The organism is Arthrobacter sp. Cr_A7 (genome assembly GCF_029222765.1).
In the GTDB taxonomy this organism is placed as follows: Bacteria; Actinomycetota; Actinomycetes; order Actinomycetales; family Micrococcaceae; genus Arthrobacter.
Genome location: NZ_JARHXQ010000209.1, coordinates 1 through 18,288, shown reverse-complemented (window position 1 = coordinate 18,288; position 18,288 = coordinate 1). Strand labels below are relative to the sequence as shown.

The 18,288-nt window shown below is 61.1% G+C and carries 17 protein-coding genes and 1 pseudogene; 6 read left to right on the top strand and 12 right to left on the bottom strand.

Features of this window, described 5'->3' with window-relative positions:
• The 4 genes from P2Q66_RS12365 to P2Q66_RS12350 form a co-directional block, all read right to left on the bottom strand.
• A partial coding sequence (locus tag P2Q66_RS12365; protein ID WP_275728437.1) for an NAD-dependent succinate-semialdehyde dehydrogenase occupies positions 1-1,469 on the bottom strand: 1,469 nt, incomplete at its 3' end.
• Between the two features lie 103 nt (positions 1,470-1,572).
• Positions 1,573-3,258, bottom strand: coding sequence for a thiamine pyrophosphate-dependent enzyme (locus P2Q66_RS12360; protein WP_275728435.1), 1,686 nt, complete (start codon positions 3,256-3,258; stop codon positions 1,573-1,575).
• Between the two features lie 61 nt (positions 3,259-3,319).
• Positions 3,320-4,633, bottom strand: a complete 1,314-nt coding sequence (locus P2Q66_RS12355; protein WP_275728432.1) for a dihydrolipoamide acetyltransferase family protein — start codon at positions 4,631-4,633, stop codon at positions 3,320-3,322.
• Positions 4,634-4,660: 27 nt separating this feature from the next.
• The gene (locus P2Q66_RS12350) at positions 4,661-6,877 is read right to left on the bottom strand and encodes an alpha-ketoacid dehydrogenase subunit alpha/beta (protein ID WP_275728430.1); all 2,217 of its coding nucleotides are present in this window, start codon (positions 6,875-6,877) and stop codon (positions 4,661-4,663) included.
• 148 nt (positions 6,878-7,025) lie between these two features.
• Here P2Q66_RS12350 and P2Q66_RS12345 point away from each other — a divergent pair, with 148 nt between their 5' ends.
• From P2Q66_RS12345 to P2Q66_RS12325, 5 genes are all read left to right on the top strand, one after another.
• Positions 7,026-7,697, top strand: a complete 672-nt coding sequence (locus P2Q66_RS12345) for a GntR family transcriptional regulator (RefSeq protein ID WP_275728427.1) — start codon at positions 7,026-7,028, stop codon at positions 7,695-7,697.
• Positions 7,698-7,719: 22 nt separating this feature from the next.
• Entirely contained in the window at positions 7,720-8,274 is a 555-nt protein-coding gene (locus P2Q66_RS12340) for a VOC family protein (protein ID WP_275728425.1), read from the top strand.
• A gap of 437 nt (positions 8,275-8,711) precedes the next feature.
• The gene (locus P2Q66_RS12335) at positions 8,712-10,082 is read left to right on the top strand and encodes an MFS transporter (protein WP_275728423.1); all 1,371 of its coding nucleotides are present in this window, start codon (positions 8,712-8,714) and stop codon (positions 10,080-10,082) included.
• Positions 10,083-10,395: 313 nt separating this feature from the next.
• Entirely contained in the window at positions 10,396-10,608 is a 213-nt protein-coding gene (locus tag P2Q66_RS12330) for a hypothetical protein (protein ID WP_275728421.1), read from the top strand.
• Entirely contained in the window at positions 10,608-12,071 is a 1,464-nt protein-coding gene (locus P2Q66_RS12325; RefSeq protein WP_275728419.1) for an MFS transporter, read from the top strand. Before P2Q66_RS12330 ends, P2Q66_RS12325 begins: the two co-directional genes overlap by 1 nt.
• A gap of 166 nt (positions 12,072-12,237) precedes the next feature.
• On the opposite strand, the pseudogene P2Q66_RS12320 reads toward P2Q66_RS12325, so the two are convergent.
• From P2Q66_RS12320 to P2Q66_RS12300, 5 genes and pseudogenes are all read right to left on the bottom strand, one after another.
• A pseudogene (locus P2Q66_RS12320) lies at positions 12,238-12,606 on the bottom strand (DUF4192 family protein); the annotation flags it as partial.
• Between the two features lie 300 nt (positions 12,607-12,906).
• Positions 12,907-13,191: a DUF4192 family protein gene (locus P2Q66_RS12315; RefSeq protein WP_275728416.1), complete on the bottom strand. Its 285-nt coding sequence runs from the start codon at positions 13,189-13,191 to the stop codon at positions 12,907-12,909.
• An 881-nt stretch (positions 13,192-14,072) separates the two neighbouring features.
• A complete protein-coding gene (locus P2Q66_RS12310) occupies positions 14,073-14,528 on the bottom strand; it encodes a hypothetical protein (RefSeq protein ID WP_275728414.1) in 456 nt (151 codons plus the stop codon).
• A gap of 288 nt (positions 14,529-14,816) precedes the next feature.
• On the bottom strand, positions 14,817-15,236 hold the full coding sequence (locus P2Q66_RS12305; protein WP_275728412.1) for a hypothetical protein: 420 nt from the start codon (positions 15,234-15,236) through the stop codon (positions 14,817-14,819).
• A gap of 333 nt (positions 15,237-15,569) precedes the next feature.
• Positions 15,570-16,175: a hypothetical protein gene (locus tag P2Q66_RS12300; protein ID WP_275728410.1), complete on the bottom strand. Its 606-nt coding sequence runs from the start codon at positions 16,173-16,175 to the stop codon at positions 15,570-15,572.
• Positions 16,176-16,547: 372 nt separating this feature from the next.
• On the opposite strand from P2Q66_RS12300, the gene P2Q66_RS12295 reads away from it, so the two are divergent.
• Positions 16,548-16,745: a hypothetical protein gene (locus P2Q66_RS12295; RefSeq protein WP_275728409.1), complete on the top strand. Its 198-nt coding sequence runs from the start codon at positions 16,548-16,550 to the stop codon at positions 16,743-16,745.
• Between the two features lie 415 nt (positions 16,746-17,160).
• Here P2Q66_RS12295 and P2Q66_RS12290 read toward each other — a convergent pair whose 3' ends face one another.
• The 3 genes from P2Q66_RS12290 to P2Q66_RS12280 are packed head-to-tail and all read right to left on the bottom strand — an operon-like array spanning position 17,161 to position 18,207.
• On the bottom strand, positions 17,161-17,358 hold the full coding sequence (locus P2Q66_RS12290) for a hypothetical protein (protein ID WP_079595921.1): 198 nt from the start codon (positions 17,356-17,358) through the stop codon (positions 17,161-17,163).
• The gene (locus P2Q66_RS12285) at positions 17,358-17,729 is read right to left on the bottom strand and encodes a hypothetical protein (protein WP_079595922.1); all 372 of its coding nucleotides are present in this window, start codon (positions 17,727-17,729) and stop codon (positions 17,358-17,360) included. Before P2Q66_RS12285 ends, P2Q66_RS12290 begins: the two co-directional genes overlap by 1 nt.
• Before the next feature lie 28 nt (positions 17,730-17,757).
• A complete protein-coding gene (locus P2Q66_RS12280; RefSeq protein ID WP_275728405.1) occupies positions 17,758-18,207 on the bottom strand; it encodes a hypothetical protein in 450 nt (149 codons plus the stop codon).
• Between the last annotated feature and the right edge of the window lie 81 nt (positions 18,208-18,288).

Genomic DNA, 18,288 nt, shown 5'->3' with positions numbered 1-18,288 from the left:
TGGGTGGTGGTGTATTCGGCGATGCCTTCGGTTCCGCCTTCGCGGCCGAGTCCGGATTGTTTGACGCCGCCGAAGGGTGCTGCGGCGTTGGAGATGACGCCGGCGTTGAAGCCGACCATGCCGAACTCGATCTGTTCGGCCACGCGCAGGAGACGGTTGAAGTCGCGGCTGTAGAGGTAGGACGCGAGGCCGTATTCGGAGGCGTTTTCCAGTTTGATGGCGTCGTCCTCCGTGGTGAAGGTGGTGACGGGTGCTACGGGGCCGAAGATTTCCTGGCCCAGGATGGCTGCGTCGTTGGGCACATCGGCAAGGACGGTGGGTTGGTAGAAGTAGCCGGGCCCGTCCACGGGGGCACCGCCGGTGACGGCTGTTGCTCCGGCGTCGACGGCGGCAGCCACCAGGGCGTGCACGTCGTCGCGGGCGCCGGCGTCGATGAGCGGGCCGACCTGGGTGGCGGGGTCGGTGCCATGGCCGGTGGTCAGGGCGCCCATCGCTGCGGCGAACTTGGTGGTGAACTCGGCGGCGACGCTTTCGTGGACGAGGAATCGGTTGGCGGCGGTGCATGCTTCGCCCATGTTCCGCATCTTGGCAGCCATGGCCCCTTCGACGGCTTTGTCGAGGTCGGCGTCTTCGAAGACGATGAAGGGGGCGTTCCCGCCCAGTTCCATGGAGGTGCGGAGCACGTTCTGCGCGGCGTCTGCCATCAAGCGCTTGCCGACGGGGGTGGAGCCGGTGAAGGAAACCTTCCGCAGCCGGGAATCCTTCAACAGCGGCCCGGAAATCCCGGAGGCGCTGGAGGAGGCGACGACGTTAAGGACACCTGGGGGCAGGCCTGCGTCGAGCATGGTCTGCGCGAAGTACTGCGCGGTGAGCGGGGTGAGTTTGGCGGGTTTGAGGACCATGGTGCAGCCCGCTGCGAGGGCGGGCGCGACCTTGCGGGTGGCCATCGCCAGCGGGAAGTTCCACGGAGTGATCAGCAGGCAGGGGCCGACCGGTTTGTGCTGGACCAGGATCTTGTTTTTGCCCTCGGGGGTGGTGAGGTAGCGGCCGTAGTCACGGACGGTTTCTTCGGAGAACCAGCGCAGGAACTCGGCACCGTAGGTCACTTCGCCGCGGGCTTCGGCCAGGGGTTTACCCATTTCCAGGGTCATCAGCAGGGCGAAGTCCTCGGCCCGTTCGGTGACCAGGTCAAAGGCCCGGCGGAGGATCTCGGCCCGCACGCGGGGCGCGGTCCGCGCCCAGGACGCTTGGACGGCATCGGCCGCGTCGAGCGCGGCGATGGCGTCCTCGCTAGTGGCGGAGGCGAGGGTGGCGAGCACCTCCCCGGTGGCGGGATCGTGCACATCGAACGTGCCGCCGTCGGACGCCTCCCGCCACTGCCCGCCAATCAGAAGGCCGGTCGGGACGGAAGCAAGAAGAGAAGCCTCCCGCTCGGGTGAAATGGCAGGGGACATTGTGGAGACAGTCATAAAGGGAAGTCCTTAACAGTTGTAGGGGTTTCAGCAGGCTCAATCGCCGGTGCCCGGTTTCGGGCTCAAGCACCGGTGCGGGCCGGGGGTTGGTCGGGGTGGATCAGTAGGCTTTAACCCTCTGTTCAACCACTAGGTGGATGAGTGCAAACGTTCGGTCTTCATCGATTGCGTGAAGCGCTGCTGCGATGGCGGCAGGAATGTCGGCGTCGCGTTCCACCTTGACCCCGAAGCCGCCGAAGGCCTGTGCCATGAGCGCGAACTCCGGGTTCTTCAGCTGGGTGCCCGAGACACGTTCGGGGTAGTGCCGTTCCTGGTGGGTGCGGATGGTCCCGTATTCCTGGTTGTCCATCACGATGACCAGGGGTGTGGCGCCGTACTGGGCCGCGGTGGCGAGTTCCTGGCCGTTCATGAGAAATTCCCCGTCGCCCGCAATGGTCACTACGCGCCTGCCGGGGTATTCCAGGGACGCTGCGATGGCGGAGGGGATGGAGTAGCCCATGGAGCCGTTGCGGGCGCTGATCATCGAGGCATAGCGCTGGGTGGGAAAGTAGCGGTGCGCCCAGTTGGTGTGTTCGCCGGCGCCGAGGGTGACCATGGCGTCATGGGGGAGGATTGGGACGAGGTTTGCCATCAGGGTGTCCATCCGCGCCGGTCCTGCCGACGGCGTCGCCGGGGGGAGCGCGGCGAAGGCCACCTGTTCGCTGCGCATCTTCGACGTCCAGTTCAGCCATTCATCCTTGACCGGAAGTTCGATCTTGGCCAGGTCGCGGATAAAGACGTCCGGCTTTGCCAGGATTTGGTAGGAGACGGGTCCGGAGCGGCCCCGCAGGGACGGGTCGATCGTGACGAGGAAGTTCTTCTTTGTCCAGTCCTGGCGGCAGAGGAATCCGTCGGTAATAACATCTCCAGGGACCGTGCCCACAAAGACCAGCAGGTCGGTTTCTTCCAGCAGATCGTAGGTGGGGCGGGGCCGGCCGTAGCCGATCGGACCTACGTAGGAGGGCGAATCAAAGGGGATGGTGCCTTCGGTGCGCCATTCGGCGGCGGCCGGGATGTGGTGCTTTTCCAGCCAGTGCGTGAGTTGGTCGGCGCCTTCCTGCGTCCAGTCGTTTCCGCCGGTGACGAACAATGGCTTGCTGGATGCGGCCAGGGCATCGGCCAGCGCGGCCGCGTCCACGGTGGTCATGCCACCGGTGGCGACCGGGATGGGTGGATGGAGTTCAGCAGGGATCTGCTGGCGGATAACGTCTTCTGGCAGGCCAACGACGACGGGACCTGGCCGTCCGCTCATTGCCGCGAAGAGGGCTTCAGCGACAATTTCGGAGGCACGTTCTGCGTGATCCAGGACCATGACCCGTTTGGCGCCTGTATCGAACCAGGCTTTGATGTCGAACTCCTGGAAGGCCTCACGATCCCGGTGGGCGAAGGGGATCAGACCCACAAATAGCACCATGGGGGTGGAGTCCTGCCAAGCGGTGTGCAGGCCAACATGGGCATTGGCGGCGCCGGGCCCACGGGTAACCATGGCAATGCCGGGCAGCTGGTTCATCTTGCCGTCAGCCTCGGCCATGTAGGTGGCGCCACCTTCATGACGGCACACGATGGTTTCGATGGACGAGTCGTGGAGTCCGTCAAGAACGTCCAGGAAGCTCTCACCCGGCACCACATGGGCCCGTTTGATGCCGTGGGAGGCGAGAGTATCAACAATAACGTGCCCGGCGGACTTACGGGATGCCTGCAGCAGGTCCCCTGGCAACTCGCCTTGCTCGGCTGTTAATTGAGTCATGGATAAAGCCTTTTCGCTGGATGCCGCGTCTTTACGCAACAGGATTTGGTGGGGGATGCGACTACAGGAGGATGCTGAGCGGGTTCTCAATGCGCGCTTTGAAGGCGGCCAGCAATTGGGCTGCCACCGCGCCGTCGATAACACGGTGGTCCGCGGAGAGGGTGCAACTCATCACTGTGGCAACTGCCAGCTGGCCGTCGCGCACCACCGGACGTTGCTCGGCCGCCCCCACGGCCAGGATCCCGGCTTGGGGCGGGTTGAGAATTGCGGAGAACTCCCGCGTCCCGTACATCCCCAGGTTCGTCAGGCTGAAGGACCCGCCCTCGAGTTCCTGTTGCCGGATCCGGCCGGCGCCCGCGCGTTCTTTGTAGTCGCCCATGGTTCTGCCCAGGGAGCTGAGGGAGAGGTTTTCCAGGCCGCGGACCACCGGTGTCAGCAGGCCGTCTGCCGTCGCGATGGCCACGGAGACATCCACCGTGGAGTAGCGGCGGATGGCGTCACCTTGCCATGACGCGTTCGCGGCCGGCACGTCCACAAGCGCACCTCCCAGGGCTTTGAGGACAAGATCGTTGACGGTTGCCTTTTGCCCCGCAGGGAGCGAGCCCTGGTTAATTTGCTTGCGTAAAGCCAGGAGTGCGTCCATTTCGACGTCGATGGAGACGTAGAAATGGGGAACGGTCGTCTTGGACTCGGTGAGCCGCCGTGCGATGGCTTTGCGCATGCCTGAGAGAGGTTCGTCCTGGAAGTTTTGCACGCCGGCAGTCTGGGACGAAGCAGTTGGGGCAGCGGGGAGGAGTTCTTCCGCCTTGGAGGCGCGTTCCGGACTTGCTGCGTGCTGTCTGCGGGCGGCCTCGACGTCCCGGCGAAGGATCCTGCTGTTGGGTCCCGAGCCCGTTAGAGATGACAGGTCGAGGCCAAGTTCTTTAGCGAGCTTCCGGGCCAGGGGTGACCCGAATACCCGCGAGTCCCGTCCCTGAGAATGGCTGGACGGCTCCTGGCTCGCGTCCGGAGCCGCAGGCCGCGTATCTCGCCGGGTTGTTGGTGCTTCAGTGTCCTCGGGCACGGGCTGCTCGGCAAGGCTGTGGGAGGCGCCGCCCGCAGAGGCGATCTGCTTGTCTACGGACGCTTCGTCTTCCCCCGCTTCTACGAGCACAGCAATGGGCTCACCGACACCCACGGAAGTTCCCGGCTGTATCAACAGCCTTCCGACAGTGCCGGGAAACTCAGCCTGCAGTTCAACAGTGGCCTTTTCAGTCTCAATTTCGGCGATGGGCTGTCCGGCGGCGATGGTGTCACCTATTTTTACGAGCCAGTCCTGGAGTGCTGCCTCGGTGGCGTCTGCGACGACGGCGGGCATGGTGATGATGGTTGCCATGATGAATGTCCTTCGAATGGATCCGGTTCAGGAAAGGCCGAGGTTGCGGGCTACTTCGTCGAAGCCGGCAAGGACGTCGTTGAGATCGGCGTTGGCGGCACCCTCAAGGACTTTCGAGATGCTCGGCGCGGCTTCCTTGCCCGTAACGCGTTGGATGGGCTGGTCGAGGTAGTCGAAGAATCTGCGCTGGATCTCGTCCGAGAGCCAGCCTCCATATGAAGTACCGCGGGCGCCCTGTTCGACGATCAGCACGTTGTTGGTTTTCTGGATTGAGGCGCCGATGGTGTCCCAGTCCAGCGATGCCCGGTCGAGCCACCGGAGATCGATGACTTCGGGATCGAGATCAAGACGGCGCTCGGCGGCCTGAAGCGACACATCCACCATGTTCAGGTAGCTCAGTACGGTGACGCCTTCGCCTGCGCGGCGCACGGCAGCCTTGCCAACGGGCAGCTGGTAGTCGAGATTCTCCGCAGGTATGGCTCCTTTGGTGCCGTAGAGGTCGACGTGCTCAAGAACAAGCACCGGGTCCTGGAGTTCCAAAGCTGTGTTCATCAGCCCGATGTAGTCGTGCGGTGTTGACGGCGCGACGATGCGCCAGCCCGGGTTATTGGCAAAGATGCCTGCCGGATCCATGGAATGCTGGGAGCCATAGCCGGCTCCCATTGCCACCTTGGAGCGAAGCACCACAGGCATGGAGGACTGGCCGCCGAACATGTGCCGGGCCTTGCCGATCTGGTTGAAAATCTGGTCAGCGGCTACCCACAGGAAGTCCGAATACATGAACTCCACGACCGGCTTATAGCGCCCGGTCATGGACAGGCCGCCTGCCAGGCCGGCGAAGGCGTTCTCGCTGATTGGCGTGCCCAGGACCCGGTCGGGATAAGCATCTTTCAGGCCGCGGGTAGCCCCGTTGGTGCCGCCTTTGAGCCGGTGCACGTCCTCGCCGAGGACCAGCACGCCCGGGTCCTTGTCCATCTGGCGGCCGAGTACATCTGCAATGGCATCCACGAAGCGGCGCTCCACAGTGCCGGCTCCGGTTTGTTCGTCAGGTGCTGGGCCGGTCAATGCCGGTTCGCTCCTGATGTCCGTATCTACGCCAGCGGGATCCGGCCAAAGAATGGGGCGGATCCGGCGGGCACCTTTGGCGCTCTCGGGGTCTTTTTCCGTGATTTCGTCCACAATCCGGGTGATCTGCTCGGTGATGTGCGAGGTGAGATCGTTGAGTTGTTCGTCGGTGAGGAGGCCGCGACGGGTCATCTCTGCCGCCAGTTTGGCCAAGGGGTCGCGGTCACGCCACTGCTTCTCCTCCTCCTTGGTCCGGTAGCCGAAGGCGCTGCCGGGGAAGGGGCCGTTCTGGTGGAAGTAGCGGTAGGTTTCCGCCTCGATGAGGGTTGCGCCCTTGCCGGCGCGCATGTGATCCACGGCTGCCTTCTGTGCAAGGTAGACCGCGAGGGGATCCATGCCGTCCACGCGCCAGGACCTGATGCCGAAGCCGGGGCCACGAGCCGCCAGCCGAGATTCACCGGTTACGTCGGAAACGTGGGTCGAGACAGCGTAGAGATTGTTTTCGATGTAGAAGCACAGCGGCAGGCGCCAGGCAGCGGCCAGGTTCATGGTCTCAAGCGTTGACCCGATGTTCGAGGCGCCGTCACCGAAATAGGTTACGGTGACCCCCATCCCGTCTGCCTGCCCGCCGTCGTCCTGGATTTCTGCGTCATGGCGCTGGGCCCAGGCATTGCCCGCGGCAAGCGGCACTCCGCCACCCACGATCGCGTTTGTGCCCAAAGCTCCGGCCTCAAGCCACTGCAGGTGCATTGAACCGCCCCGGCCACCGCTGAAGCCGGCCTTGAGACCCAAGATCTCGGACATCGTCCGTCGGATGAACTCCGTAACCTGGTCGTTCTTAATGCCGTCGATGATCGACATACCGTTGGGGGATAGATGGGCAAGACCCTTCGCCAGGAATTGGTGATGGCCCCGGTGCGTGCCGTTGACGCCGTCGGCTTCCCGCAGCGCCAGAACGGACCCCACGGCTGCTCCCTCCTGGCCAATGCTGGAGTGGGCGGGGCCATGCACCAGGCCTTCTGCCGCCAACTGCAGGACAACCTCCTCAAAAATGCGGATGGTGTGCATCTGAACCAGCATGGATTCGAGCAACTCGGGAGCTGCTGCGTCCCAGTCTTCGCGGGTTGTGCGCAGCTCTGTGCACTCGGTCGAGTAGGTCAAGGGCGTAGTGGTTGACATCTTTGGCTCCCAAGGGCGTACGGGCATCGCTTTTGCGTTCGTCCTACCATAGGGCCCCGAATGGATCCAATACAAGGAGTACGACCGGGTATAGTGCGCCAAAGTTCTACGAATGGATCCATTGACTCGGGATCCGTATGCTGTACGCATGGCAACGGAAGCTGTGCTGTTAAAGAAGTCGGGCGCTGCAAGCCAGCGCATCGCAGACGAACTGAGTCAAAGGATCCTGGACGGAGACCTGGCGCCCGGCACGAGGATCCGCCAGGAGCAGATCGCCGAAGAATTTGGCGTGAGCAGACTTCCAATTCGTGAGGCGTTGCGCATCCTCGAATCACATGGGCTCGTCACCCTTGTTGCGTCCTCCGGGGCCTGGGTCAGCACCATGAACCTCGCTGAGTGCCAGGAGACGTATCTGATCCGCGAACGCATTGAGCCGCTCGCGCTGGGACAGGCCATCGATCACGTCAGCATGGAGACCATGGATCGGCTTAGCCAGCTGGCCAGTGACATGGAGAACTGCCAGGTGGTGGAGGACTTCGTCGAACTGGACCGTGAATTCCACCTTTTGAGCTTCCGGGATGCGGACATGCCGACCTTGCTGGAGATGGTGGAGAGGCTTTGGAACACCACCCAGCATTACCGGCGTGCGTACGTGCAGCTGATAGGTCCCGCCGGCCTCGAAGACACGAATTTGGAACACCGCCTCATCCTGGCTGCCATCCGGCGCCGTGACACCCGCTCTGCGGAGGAATTGCTGGCCATGCACGTCCGCAAAACCCGCATAGCCCTGCTTGATCACCCTGAGATATTCGATCACTAGAGACATTTGGTTGGAGAAGTACATGAACCAGGACGCCGGACCGCAAGACACTGCCCTCAGGGAACGGCGAGGATTGCCGGGTATCCGTGGGACTGACCACATCGGGTTCACCGTGCCCGACATGGAACAAGCTCACGAATTCTTCGTCGATGTCATCGGGTGCCAGCACGTTTACTCCCTGGGGCCCTACCCACAGGATCCCGAGTTGATGCGGACCAAACTCAACGTCCACCCAAAGGCGACGCTGGCAGAGATACGCTTTTACCGTTGCTTTAACGGGTCGAATTTAGAGGTCTTCAACTATTCCTCACCTGATCAACGGCAGGAACAGCCCCGCAATAGCGACATTGGGGGGCATCACCTCGCCTTCTACGTCGAGGATCTCGATGTAGCCGTCGACTACCTCAAAAGGCAGGGGATCGAGGTCCTTGGGGAACCTACCTCGAGTTCAGGCGCCAGCAAGGGCCAGCGCTGGGTCTATTTCCTGGCGCCATGGGGGATGCAATTCGAACTCGTCTCCTTTCCCCAAGGAAAAGCGTACGAATCGCAGACCCGACTGCGGCTCTGGATGCCCTAAAGGGGCGTTACTGCAATCCCAGGTCCAGTCCGTACTGCAGACCAGCTGGTCCTAACCCGCGCAGAGTTTCTGTGAGGGGCCAGCGGCGGTCTCGAGGGCTTCAATGTACCGAGTGAGCGCATCGCGGTTGTGGATCGTAGTACAGCAGCGTGCGTGCCGGAACACCTGACCGCTTTGCCAGTCCTCCGATACGCCTGGCATTCCTTCGCTGAGGAACTGCGCCGGCATTATCACCAGTGGCAATGCTTATAGGGCCACAACGTCGGCAGTATCACATTACGAAAGTTGAATAGGAAATACGAAAGTTTTTCTTGACGCACGGTATCAATCGAACTAGCGTCGACGTACCGACCCGGCCGCACTAAGAAGAGCGTCCGGCGGGATCCACTTGTAACCCGGTCGCCTTTGCTGCCGGCGGAAAACACCCAGGAGAACACATGCGGACAACGAAGTCGCAGGCCCTGCTGACTACTGGATCAAAGGCGGAACAGGACGCGCCCATCGTCCGACCCGCAGAAACCAAGGAGTTCGGGCCAGACCAGAAGAAGCTGCTGCACCGCACTGTCGCCGGCAGCGTCGTCGGCAACATCATCGAGCAATACGACTTTGTGCTTTACGGATCGGTTGCCGCCCTGGTCTTCGGCAAGCTGTTTTTTCCGACCTTCGATCCGACTGTCGCCCTGCTTGCCGCGTTCGGGACCTATTCCGTCGGTTTCATTGCCCGCCCGCTCGGTAGCCTGGTGGCGGGGCATGTCGGTGACCTCCGCGGTCGAAAGGGCGTCCTGGTTGCCATGCTGCTCATCGCCGGGATTTCAACGACCGCAATGGGACTTCTTCCGACCTATGCTGTTGTTGGGATCTGGGCACCGTTATTTCTCGTCACCCTGCGGTTCGTGCAGGGCTTCTCTTTTGGCGGAGAATACGGTGGCGCAATTCTGATGGTCAGCGAGACGGCTCCCCGGGAAAAGCGGGGCTTTTATACCGGATTCATCCCGGCATCGTCAGCGGTAGGCGGGCTGCTTTCAACAGGTGTGCTCTTCGCTCTGAGTTTCATGCCAGCGGAGACGTTCGAAGCGTGGGGCTGGCGGGTCCCTTTCCTTGCGTCGATCATCCTCGTCGTGACTGGCCTCATCATTCGGCTTCGGCTCAAAGAGACCCCGGTATACAAGAACGCCGAGACACAGGGAAAGACCACCCGTAAGCCCATCCTGGAAGTGATAAAGACCAACCCAAAGGAGCTTCTCCTCGCGGCGGGAATCAGTTTCGGATTCGGCACGCTCACTTACGGCGTAGTGACCTGGTTATTGAGCTACATCACCAACAACCTCAAGCTTGACGCCGGTGTGGGTCTCATTGCGCTGACCATCGCTTTCGTCTTCTACGGCCTCAGCGACTGGGTGAGCTCAGCGATCTCTGACCGGGTAGGTCGACGGCCGGTCATACTCACAGGTGGAATTGCTTTTGCCGTCTGGTCATTTCCGATGTTCGCGCTGATCGACACGAAGAACTCCATACTCATCACGCTGGCGATGGCAGTTGCACTTATCCTATGCGGAATGATTTACGGCCCGCTTGCCTCGCTGATCAGTGAGCTCTTTGCCACCAAATTTCGTTACAGCGGCGCATCGATGGGCTATCAGCTCGGCCAGACCCTGGGCGGTGGATTCTCGCCCCTGATCGCAACGGCCCTCTATGCAGCAACACGGACTTCCTTTTCGGTCGCGCTCTATCTGGTGATTGCCGGGCTCATCACCGCTGCCTGTGTGTTCTTCCTAACGGAAACTAAGGGACGAGACCTCACACAATAACCGTCAGTCAACTGTCACCGGCTCTGCCCGCTTCCGGCTGGGAGCGGGCAGAGCCTGGACCAGGAGCGGATCGGTGGCCACAAAATGGCGCATATTCGCGTGTTGTTGGCGTGGATGGCTATGAGCAGCCCGCGCGGGTCGCTTTTAGCCTTATATGAGAACGAGGCTTAAGCGGGACAACCATTGCACTGCCACCAAAGCCGGCTTTGTTGTGGGATTGACTGATCCAGTGCTCCACTTTCGTCCGCTCTGCCATAACCCGCCATGCTCGGTTTGAAGAGCAACATCACTTTCGGAAGGTCTTTCGACGGCAATGAATTACAGTTCGGACAATTCCATCACTTTAACAATCCAGCGACGCGCAGAATTGGAGCACCGCCTCGATACTGCTGTGGGCAAACTGCTTAAGAATGCGAAACTGCGGAAGCAGGGCTTGCTGGTGACGCGTAGCAGCCCTGAGACCTTTACCGTCAGCCTGAGTGAAAAAGTACCGTACGGCATGACCATGGAGAAAATGAGCTGGTAGTGACGACAGAGACTGCCGACGGAGTCGGGTTTCGGTCCCGACGGGGCCCCATTCTTATTGCCTTAATGGTCTCGTCAGGCCTGGTGGCGATTGATTCGACGATTGTTGCGACGGCTGTACCTTCGATCGTGCATGACGTTGGCGGCTTCACTTCTTTTCCTTGGCTTTTCTCGGCCTATTTGTTGGCGCAGGCTGTCTCCGTGCCCGTCTATGCCAAGCTCTCGGACATCGTAGGGCGTAAGCCGATCATCCTTAGCGGTATCGGTCTTTTCCTGCTCGGTTCGATCCTCTGCGGAGTGGCCTGGAGCATGCCAACCCTCATTGCATTCCGCGTGCTGCAGGGGTTGGGCGCGGGAGCAGTCCTGCCGATGGCAATGACCATCGTCGGCGATATCTACACGGCGACTGAACGGGCCAAGGTGCAAGGCTACCTTGCCAGCGTGTGGGCCCTTTCCTCAGTCATTGGCCCAACATTAGGAGGCTTGTTCGCGTCGCTCGGTATCTGGCGTTGGATCTTCCTTCTGAACATCCCACTCTGCCTCTTGGCTGGGTGGATGCTGATCCGAGCGTTCCATGAACGTATCGAGCGCGCCAAGCACCGGGTGGACTATTTGGGGGCGCTACTGCTGACTGCTTCCCTTAGCCTGCTGATTCTCGGGGCTCTCGAGGGGGGCCTGGCATGGGCTTGGAACTCCGTCACCAGCATCTCCGTGTTTGGAGTCGGCGCACTCTTGTTCGCGGTGTTCATTCTCGTCGAGAGGAAGGCAGCAGAGCCGGTGCTGCCGCCGTGGGTAGTGTCCCGGCGTCTGCTGGCCACGACGTCGCTGATCTCTTTCGGCATTGGTGCAATCATGTTCGGCCTTACTTCCTACGTGCCCACGTTCCTCTTAGGATCCCTCTCGACCTCCCCGGTTCTGGCCGGGCTCGCCCTGGCGGCATTGACGATCGGCTGGCCGATCAGTGCTTCACAGGCCGGCCGGCTCTATTTCCGGATTGGCTATCAGAGGACGGCACTGATCGGTGTCATGGTCGCTGTCATCGGTACATCGGTCCTAACGCTCACGGCCTCTTCCCCCAACGTTCCGGTTGTGGCGGCGTGTTGTTTCGTCGTCGGACTGGGACTGGGGCTGGTAGCCACCCCGATCCTCATTGCCGCCCAGTCAAGCGTCGAATGGAATGAGCGCGGCGTAGTCACGGGTACTAATCTCTTCGCCCGTTCGATTGGAAGCTCCATCGGCGTCGCTGTTTTCGGGGCAGTAGCTAATTCGATATATTCCGGCGTCCCCGGCGGCGATTCTGACCCCCACACAATTGTGTCTGCGACTACTGCTGTCTTCGTGGCCGTACTGGTCAGTGCCATACTCACCGTTGTCGCCGTTATCGCGATGCCCGCGGTCGGCGGCGCCAAGAGCACCGGCCGCGAGGCACCTACCGAGGCCGGTGCGGCCTCCGCACATGGTTAGAATCCTTGGCGCTATAGATCTGTGAACTTGCTTAATTGGGCCACCGCCGATGTTCCGGCCTTCTACTCAATTCCTACAACAATCCTGCGTTATGGCAGGTCGAAGGGCAGTGTTTTGTAGGCGGTGTCTTTGTTCATGTTCCAGCCGGCGACGATGCCGGAGCCGATCATTTGGTCGCGAGGCGGGCGAGGCGGTAGGCGGGATCTGTGTCGAGGGCCAGTTGGAGGAATTGGTGTGCTTTGCTGCCTCTGCCCTTCCACCAGTTGATGTAGCCGATGGCGGTGAGGACCGGTGCTGCGTGTTCCGGGCTGGTGCCGGTGTAGGCGTGCAGCAGTAGTTGTTGTGCCCACTCGATGCGTGACCACTTCGGCGCGGCTTCGGTTTGGGCGAACAGGATCTGCTGCATTGGTTCCTCGACTCCTGGGATGTCTGCGATGAGCCGGTCCCGGATCGCCGGGAACTGCAGGTTGGCGACGAGCGCGTGGCAGTCGTCGTCGCTGGGGAACGTCTTGGAGTCGAGCATGTCCGCCCAGAGCTTCCGGCCATGTTGAAGCGCGGCGTGGTCGCTTGGGTCCTGATGGTTTCTATGTGGTGTTCGACCGCGGTCGCCTTGGTTTCTCCGTGACTAGTGGTTGGGAGGGTGATGCGGTCGGTAGGTTCACGAAGCTGCCGCGGTAGATGAATTCGGCGTTGATGGCGCTGGTCTGGGTGGAGTTGACGGGCAGGGCGAGGCTGGTGCCGGGTTCGCCGTCGTAGGGGGAGAAGGTCTCGTCTGCTACGAAGAGACCGTCCCTGATCGTGATGCCCTGCTCGGCAAGGACCCCGGTGAGAGCGGCTATGGTGCCGGCGTAGGGTTTGGCCTGCCCTGGCTGGGTGGGTTCGCTGGTGTAGACGGCAAAGAGGACAGAGGTCGCGGTCGTGTCGCTGGTGAGGTAGTGGGCGACGGTGGCGCGTAGGGGAGTTCCTGACCAGGTTGGCGGGGCAGATCGATGCGCAGGGTCGCGCCGATGCTGTTCTCGTCCAAGGTGATGCAGACCAGGCTCTCCTGCGGCCAAAAGCCCAGGGTGTGCCCGATAAAGCTGAGCACATCCGATGGTGTTGTGATCGTGAGCTTTTCCATGATCCCTTGTTTCCCTTAACCCTGGTGTTGCCGAGTCTTTTTGCGGTTGTTGGTTGTGGGCGTCGTTCTGGTAGGGGACCATCCGCTGGCTTCAGGGGCCGGAGTGTAACTTGGGGGATCGGCGCCGGGGGCGAAAACTTCGTCTCGGAGCCATCCACTCCACTCTGGGAAGTTTTCGGTTCCGGGGTCGGCGCGGTAGCGCCCTGGTTGCGCGGACAACCCGCCCAGCGATCATGGGAGATATCAGAATGACAAGCAGCGATAGAACTTCCACTTGTCTATCGGAGCGAAGGAACGAAGCGGCATGACTTCGGTATCAGCAATGGTTCCGTTCGCAGGGCGCCTCTTTCGTTGTTCCCGCCCGTACTAGGTCGCTCCCGGCCGGCGACAGAGTTCGGACGTGTTTCAGCCCGAGGGCTGTTTGATCCCTATTGGCTCTGGGTGGTGCTGGCGGTGACCGGGGCCGTTTCCTTGAGAAAGGGGACGGAAGGGTGGACGCCCTGGTGGATGTCACGCCTGCCCATTAGAACGGCAGATATTATTGCTGCGACAGCGGCAGAATCCGGTGATTTGGTTCGCGCGGTGGCTTCGATTGCGGTGTTGACCGACCATTGGTAGCGGCGCCTTCGGATCAGTTCTCCATAAACGCAGCGGAAGCGTGGAAGTGCCCTCGAGTCCTTGCAAACACTGGGAATCCGCGAAAACGTGATCCGAGCCGATACGAGACCAGTAGGAGCCAAACCAAGGCTAAAAGCGTCGACAGCGACCGTATTTTCCAACGCAGCGGTGCTGACGTCGTGGCGCTGAAGTTGTGCTGAATCCCGTGTACTTCGGTTGCAAATGCCCAACATGAGCACCGCCCGGAAGAGCAGGAGATTTAGCTAGGGTTTCTTTCGAACCACCCGCATGATGCCCAGAACGATGTAAGTCGGAATGATCGGAATGAGAGTCAGCAAACCCACCGCGCCGATAGCGATACCGTCAGGGGTTACGCCCCTAATGCAGCGAAGCAGTCCGAAGAACTCAAGTAGGGCTGGAATCAGCCATAGTGTCTTCCATATGACGACAGAGCGCACGCTGTTACCGTCAGCGACAGCCTGACTTTGCGGTGCAGAATGAAGTGCATAGCGGATCACATGTAATACTGCGCCGAAAGTCATCGTTGCAGTACAGAGGACTGCGAATACGATCATCAGATCGGTATTGCCGGCCAGGTTGCTGATGTAGGCACCGAGAAAAGTAATAACGCTGATACCGAAGGAAGTCCAAGACCAGATAAGGCTGTTCCTGGTAACCGGAAGTGGTGTAGGCACGGGCTGGAAATCGTTGTGATTCATCAAAGAATTATGTCGTTTCGTATTAGGAGAAGATGGCCGCGGCGGGAACCTCGAACGTGAGTGTCAGCGCTGCAGATCCGGGTGGTTGTAGACGAACTTGGCAGAAGCGCCGGTGGTGTCATTCAGCACCTTGCCAGTATCGGCGAGACGGATAACTCAGCCTTCCTGATGGAAGATGATTGACGGGTCGGGGAGCAGCCAGTCGCCCATGAAGTTCGCCTCGACCCACTTTTCACCGCGGCACCCAGAACTCGGCAAACGCGAAGTTGTTGTAATCCACTTCAGCGCCTAATCACGCTCCACCTGGATGGTGACCTCATAGAAATCTGAGCCTTCTAAAGACTCTTCGATGCAGAGCGACTCTCCGCTCACTCCGTCAAACTCGGTCCTGATGCAGCCCACATACCGTCCTGAAACAGGGCCGCCCGAATTGGATTTCATGCTGAACCGGTCTGCTGCCTCATCCAGGCTGACCTTGTGATCCACGGACCACCGGGCGGACAAACGCAGGCATGATGTATCGATGGAGAGACATCCGGGATCGACCTTGGGGTCGAAGCGGAAGACCTCAACCCAGTCATCCTCCGGTAGGTTGTCGGCCCGGGCCATCATTTCACTGGCTTTCTCCGCCTGGGTGCCTCCGCCGCCATTGATCTCCCGGGCGAGGGCGGAGCATCCGACAAAACCAAGAATGCTGAGCAAGACCACCGCCAGTGCGATTCCACCGAGTACCCAGCCAAGCCTGCTCTTCTTCCGCGGCGGAGTCCCCTGCCACTCAGGCAGAGGTGGTCCATAGTAGGGGTGTGGGGGATGCTGACCCGGGGGAGAGTACGGCGGTTGAGGTGGATACGGTGGTTGGTTCTGTTGGTACGGGTCCATTCCGTAGCCTTTCTGGTTTGAATTACTTGCGCCTCATGCCGGCAAGAAACTTGGCAGGCTGCCATCACCCGGCAGCGGGAATCTCAGGGCGGTGAGGAGAGAATCGTGCAGCCATTCTTTCGTGCAGCACGTCGTTCAGGTGATGTTTCGGGCCACTCCCGGTCAGGCCGGGCTTACATGCACGATGATGACCTGGACGTCCTTTTCACCGTCGTAGCGGAGGTCGTACTGTACTTGGAGCCCCGTTGATGTGCCTGGTGCCAGGGCGAAGTCGCTCTTGTCCTCCGGCTGGCTTGACGTTGATTCAATCCAGTCTTCAGCGGAATCACGCGGGATGCCGTAGCGGTCAACGCCCCCACGAATCAGGGCGGTGAAGTCCTCCAATGACCCTGCCGTGAGGAAGTACGTGTCCTCACTGAACTCGGATCTGTTGTTCATGCCGTTGAGCCGCAGGCGGTCGGTGGTGGCGCTGATGCTCCCATGGGGCCCTTCGATGTCCAAGATCATGGTGCCGTCGTTGATCTTTACGTCCGGCGCCTGGCTTGTACCGTTCTCCAGGCCAACGCTTTCTTTGGTGAGCTGTCCGGAGGTCATGTCCAGCCGCGCGGATTTGGACGCCCTGATTTGTGCGATTCCGGCCTCATCCAGGCGGGCATAGCCGTCGACGGACGCCGTCGCTGTGGTGACAGCGTCAGCGCCTCCATAGGGAACGACGCAGCCAGTGAGCAGCAACGGGACGAGCAGAATCGACGCGGTAAAGCCCTTCAATGTATCCCCCAAATGCGCGTATGCAACCGTCAGGCAAGTAAATCATTTGCAGGCGACGACCAAGGAACTCCGCGGCAGGGTAGTTGTGCCCATCGCCGGGGCCGTATAAGTGTGGAAGCATTCCAAGGAGACTTATCCATGGGGCCATGACAAGACGTGGGTGAAATCGGCGTCCGACGGCCAGTTCTTGCACTCGCAGCACCGCCCTCCGAGAGAGTAAGGGACATGTCAGCAGCGGCTTTACCGGCGGTGGCCCGACAATAAGTGGAACATCAGCTTTTATCACCGCTGTCAGTGGATTCGACAAGGGAACTGAACCCCAAACACAAACAGGCTCACGATGACCAGGTCCGCGTCGAGCACGAGAGGGCCTTGGCACGCGCAGACAACCGCGTCCTGAGCCCCACCGTCAATGGCAGGCTTCACAGCTTCGCCAAGGTCGAGATCGGCATAGTCAACGCAGGCTCCCACCCAACAGTGAGGTCGGCCACCGGCTTGATTGTGCTTGCCGTCGTTTGTCCCGCCAAAGTGGGTGTGTACAGTGTCAGGGGAGTGGCCAGCGACGCCTAACCGCAAGCCTGGTACGAGGGCAGTGCTTCAATCTGGGCACGCCCTCGTGATCGGCCAGAGAGGAATGGGGCCATCATCGGGCGAGTCCCCCAGGAGCCGTTCCGGGAATCGGAAGTTCGTGAACCAGACAGAGTCAAGGTCCACGAAGCGGCGCATACTGTCGCACGTGGGCCGACGGACCTTGCCTGTCAGGGTGATGATGAAGCAGCCACCGGAGCCCAGCCCCTCCTTCATAGCCGCGTTTCCCAGCACCACCGTTGCACTCTTCAGTTCCCGAAGTTCGTCATCGCTGATCCCGACCAGATTTGTACAGCGGCCTGGATGCGGCAGCCGCCCGCGCCGCCGCTGCTTCCGTCATGCTCGTGGTTCCCGTCATGCCGATGAGCTCATCCGGACGCCAGCAGCCGGCCGGAGTTCAGTGCCAACCGCTGTACGGATCCGCGCTGTGGTTGGTGGGCGGCGGGTTCTTGTAGACCCGGCCGCGCTGGGACTGGGGCTCACCCTGGTGCCGTGGTGGCCTGGTCCGACGGTGCTTGCGTTGCCAGTAGCCGTTTAGCAGCCGCAGGACCACCATGAAGGCCACAAAGCAGCCTAGGAAAACGAGATACTCCATCAGGCCCCCCGACCGTCCGTAGCCTTCTGTGCCTGCAGCCAGCGCTGACGGCGCCCGGCGATAACAAAGGCCCACCAGACCATGACGAAGGTCGCGAGCCCAAGTATGCTGCTCCAGACACCCGTCCATACTTCGCCTGGAAGGGTGAAGCAGTAAAAGCCCATGGTGAGCATGCCAGCGCCCATGAGGGCAAGGAAGCAGGCCGCCACCCTGATTGTGGTCGGGTCCTGGAGAGGCGTGGTGGCGCCCATCGAATACCCCTCAGGTACCCCGCCGGGCCCGTACTGCTCCTCGAACTGGCGTACGTTGAAGCTGCTTGAGTCGTAGTGGGTTCCGTCGGGCCGACGGAACTGCTTGTCCTGGTTGAACATGGGTCGAATCCTATCGGGACGTTCCGTGCTAGCCCGGGCGTTTCTGGCACAATTCCAGAAGGTTGACGTCAACGCGGGCGGAAGTGCCCGGTTTCGGGGAGTCCCGCAGCTTGCGCAGCTGGCTGGCCCGGTACTCGTCACGGGACAATCCAAAGGTATACAGGGTGCCGAAAGCTCCCAGAACGATAGGAAACAGCGCACCCCATTCTCCCCGGCCCTGCATCAGGGGCACGGTCAACATGACCAATGACCCGAGAAACAGCAGTCCCAGGACGGCGCAGATGATGGCCATGCCCCACCAGGTGCTGACTTGGGCCTGGCCGCGGCCGGGCGTAAACCCGATTTCATCGCCGGGGTAGCTGTGCAGCTCTCCTGTGCTGGTCGTCCGCAAGACTCGCTTCTCACCGGCAGCGACGGCCTCCTTGTGCTCGGCGTACACCGCGTCATTGCGCCGCTCCTGCTCGCTGTAGAAAATCATGCGGTCCCTTCCCGTCCGGACTGTATGTTTATGGGCCAGTAGACTCCTGTCGCAACTCCCGGTGAATTGCCGCGGCGCTGC

Excerpts from the sequence above, each read along its gene's own strand:
- P2Q66_RS12330 (WP_275728421.1), top strand. The coding sequence starts at position 10,396 with ATGAATTACAGTTCGGACAATTCCATCACTTTAACAATCCAGCGACGC.
- P2Q66_RS12350 (WP_275728430.1), bottom strand. The coding sequence starts at position 6,877 with ATGTCAACCACTACGCCCTTGACCTACTCGACCGAGTGCACAGAGCTG.
- P2Q66_RS12285 (WP_079595922.1), bottom strand. The coding sequence starts at position 17,729 with ATGTTCAACCAGGACAAGCAGTTCCGTCGGCCCGACGGAACCCACTAC.
- P2Q66_RS12280 (WP_275728405.1), bottom strand. The coding sequence starts at position 18,207 with ATGATTTTCTACAGCGAGCAGGAGCGGCGCAATGACGCGGTGTACGCC.
- P2Q66_RS12290 (WP_079595921.1), bottom strand. The coding sequence starts at position 17,358 with ATGGAGTATCTCGTTTTCCTAGGCTGCTTTGTGGCCTTCATGGTGGTC.
- P2Q66_RS12335 (WP_275728423.1), top strand. The coding sequence starts at position 8,712 with ATGCGGACAACGAAGTCGCAGGCCCTGCTGACTACTGGATCAAAGGCG.
- P2Q66_RS12360 (WP_275728435.1), bottom strand. The coding sequence starts at position 3,258 with ATGACTCAATTAACAGCCGAGCAAGGCGAGTTGCCAGGGGACCTGCTG.
- P2Q66_RS12310 (WP_275728414.1), bottom strand. The coding sequence starts at position 14,528 with ATGAATCACAACGATTTCCAGCCCGTGCCTACACCACTTCCGGTTACC.
- P2Q66_RS12355 (WP_275728432.1), bottom strand. The coding sequence starts at position 4,633 with ATGGCAACCATCATCACCATGCCCGCCGTCGTCGCAGACGCCACCGAG.
- P2Q66_RS12340 (WP_275728425.1), top strand. The coding sequence starts at position 7,720 with ATGAACCAGGACGCCGGACCGCAAGACACTGCCCTCAGGGAACGGCGA.
- P2Q66_RS12315 (WP_275728416.1), bottom strand. The coding sequence starts at position 13,191 with ATGGAAAAGCTCACGATCACAACACCATCGGATGTGCTCAGCTTTATC.
- P2Q66_RS12345 (WP_275728427.1), top strand. The coding sequence starts at position 7,026 with ATGGCAACGGAAGCTGTGCTGTTAAAGAAGTCGGGCGCTGCAAGCCAG.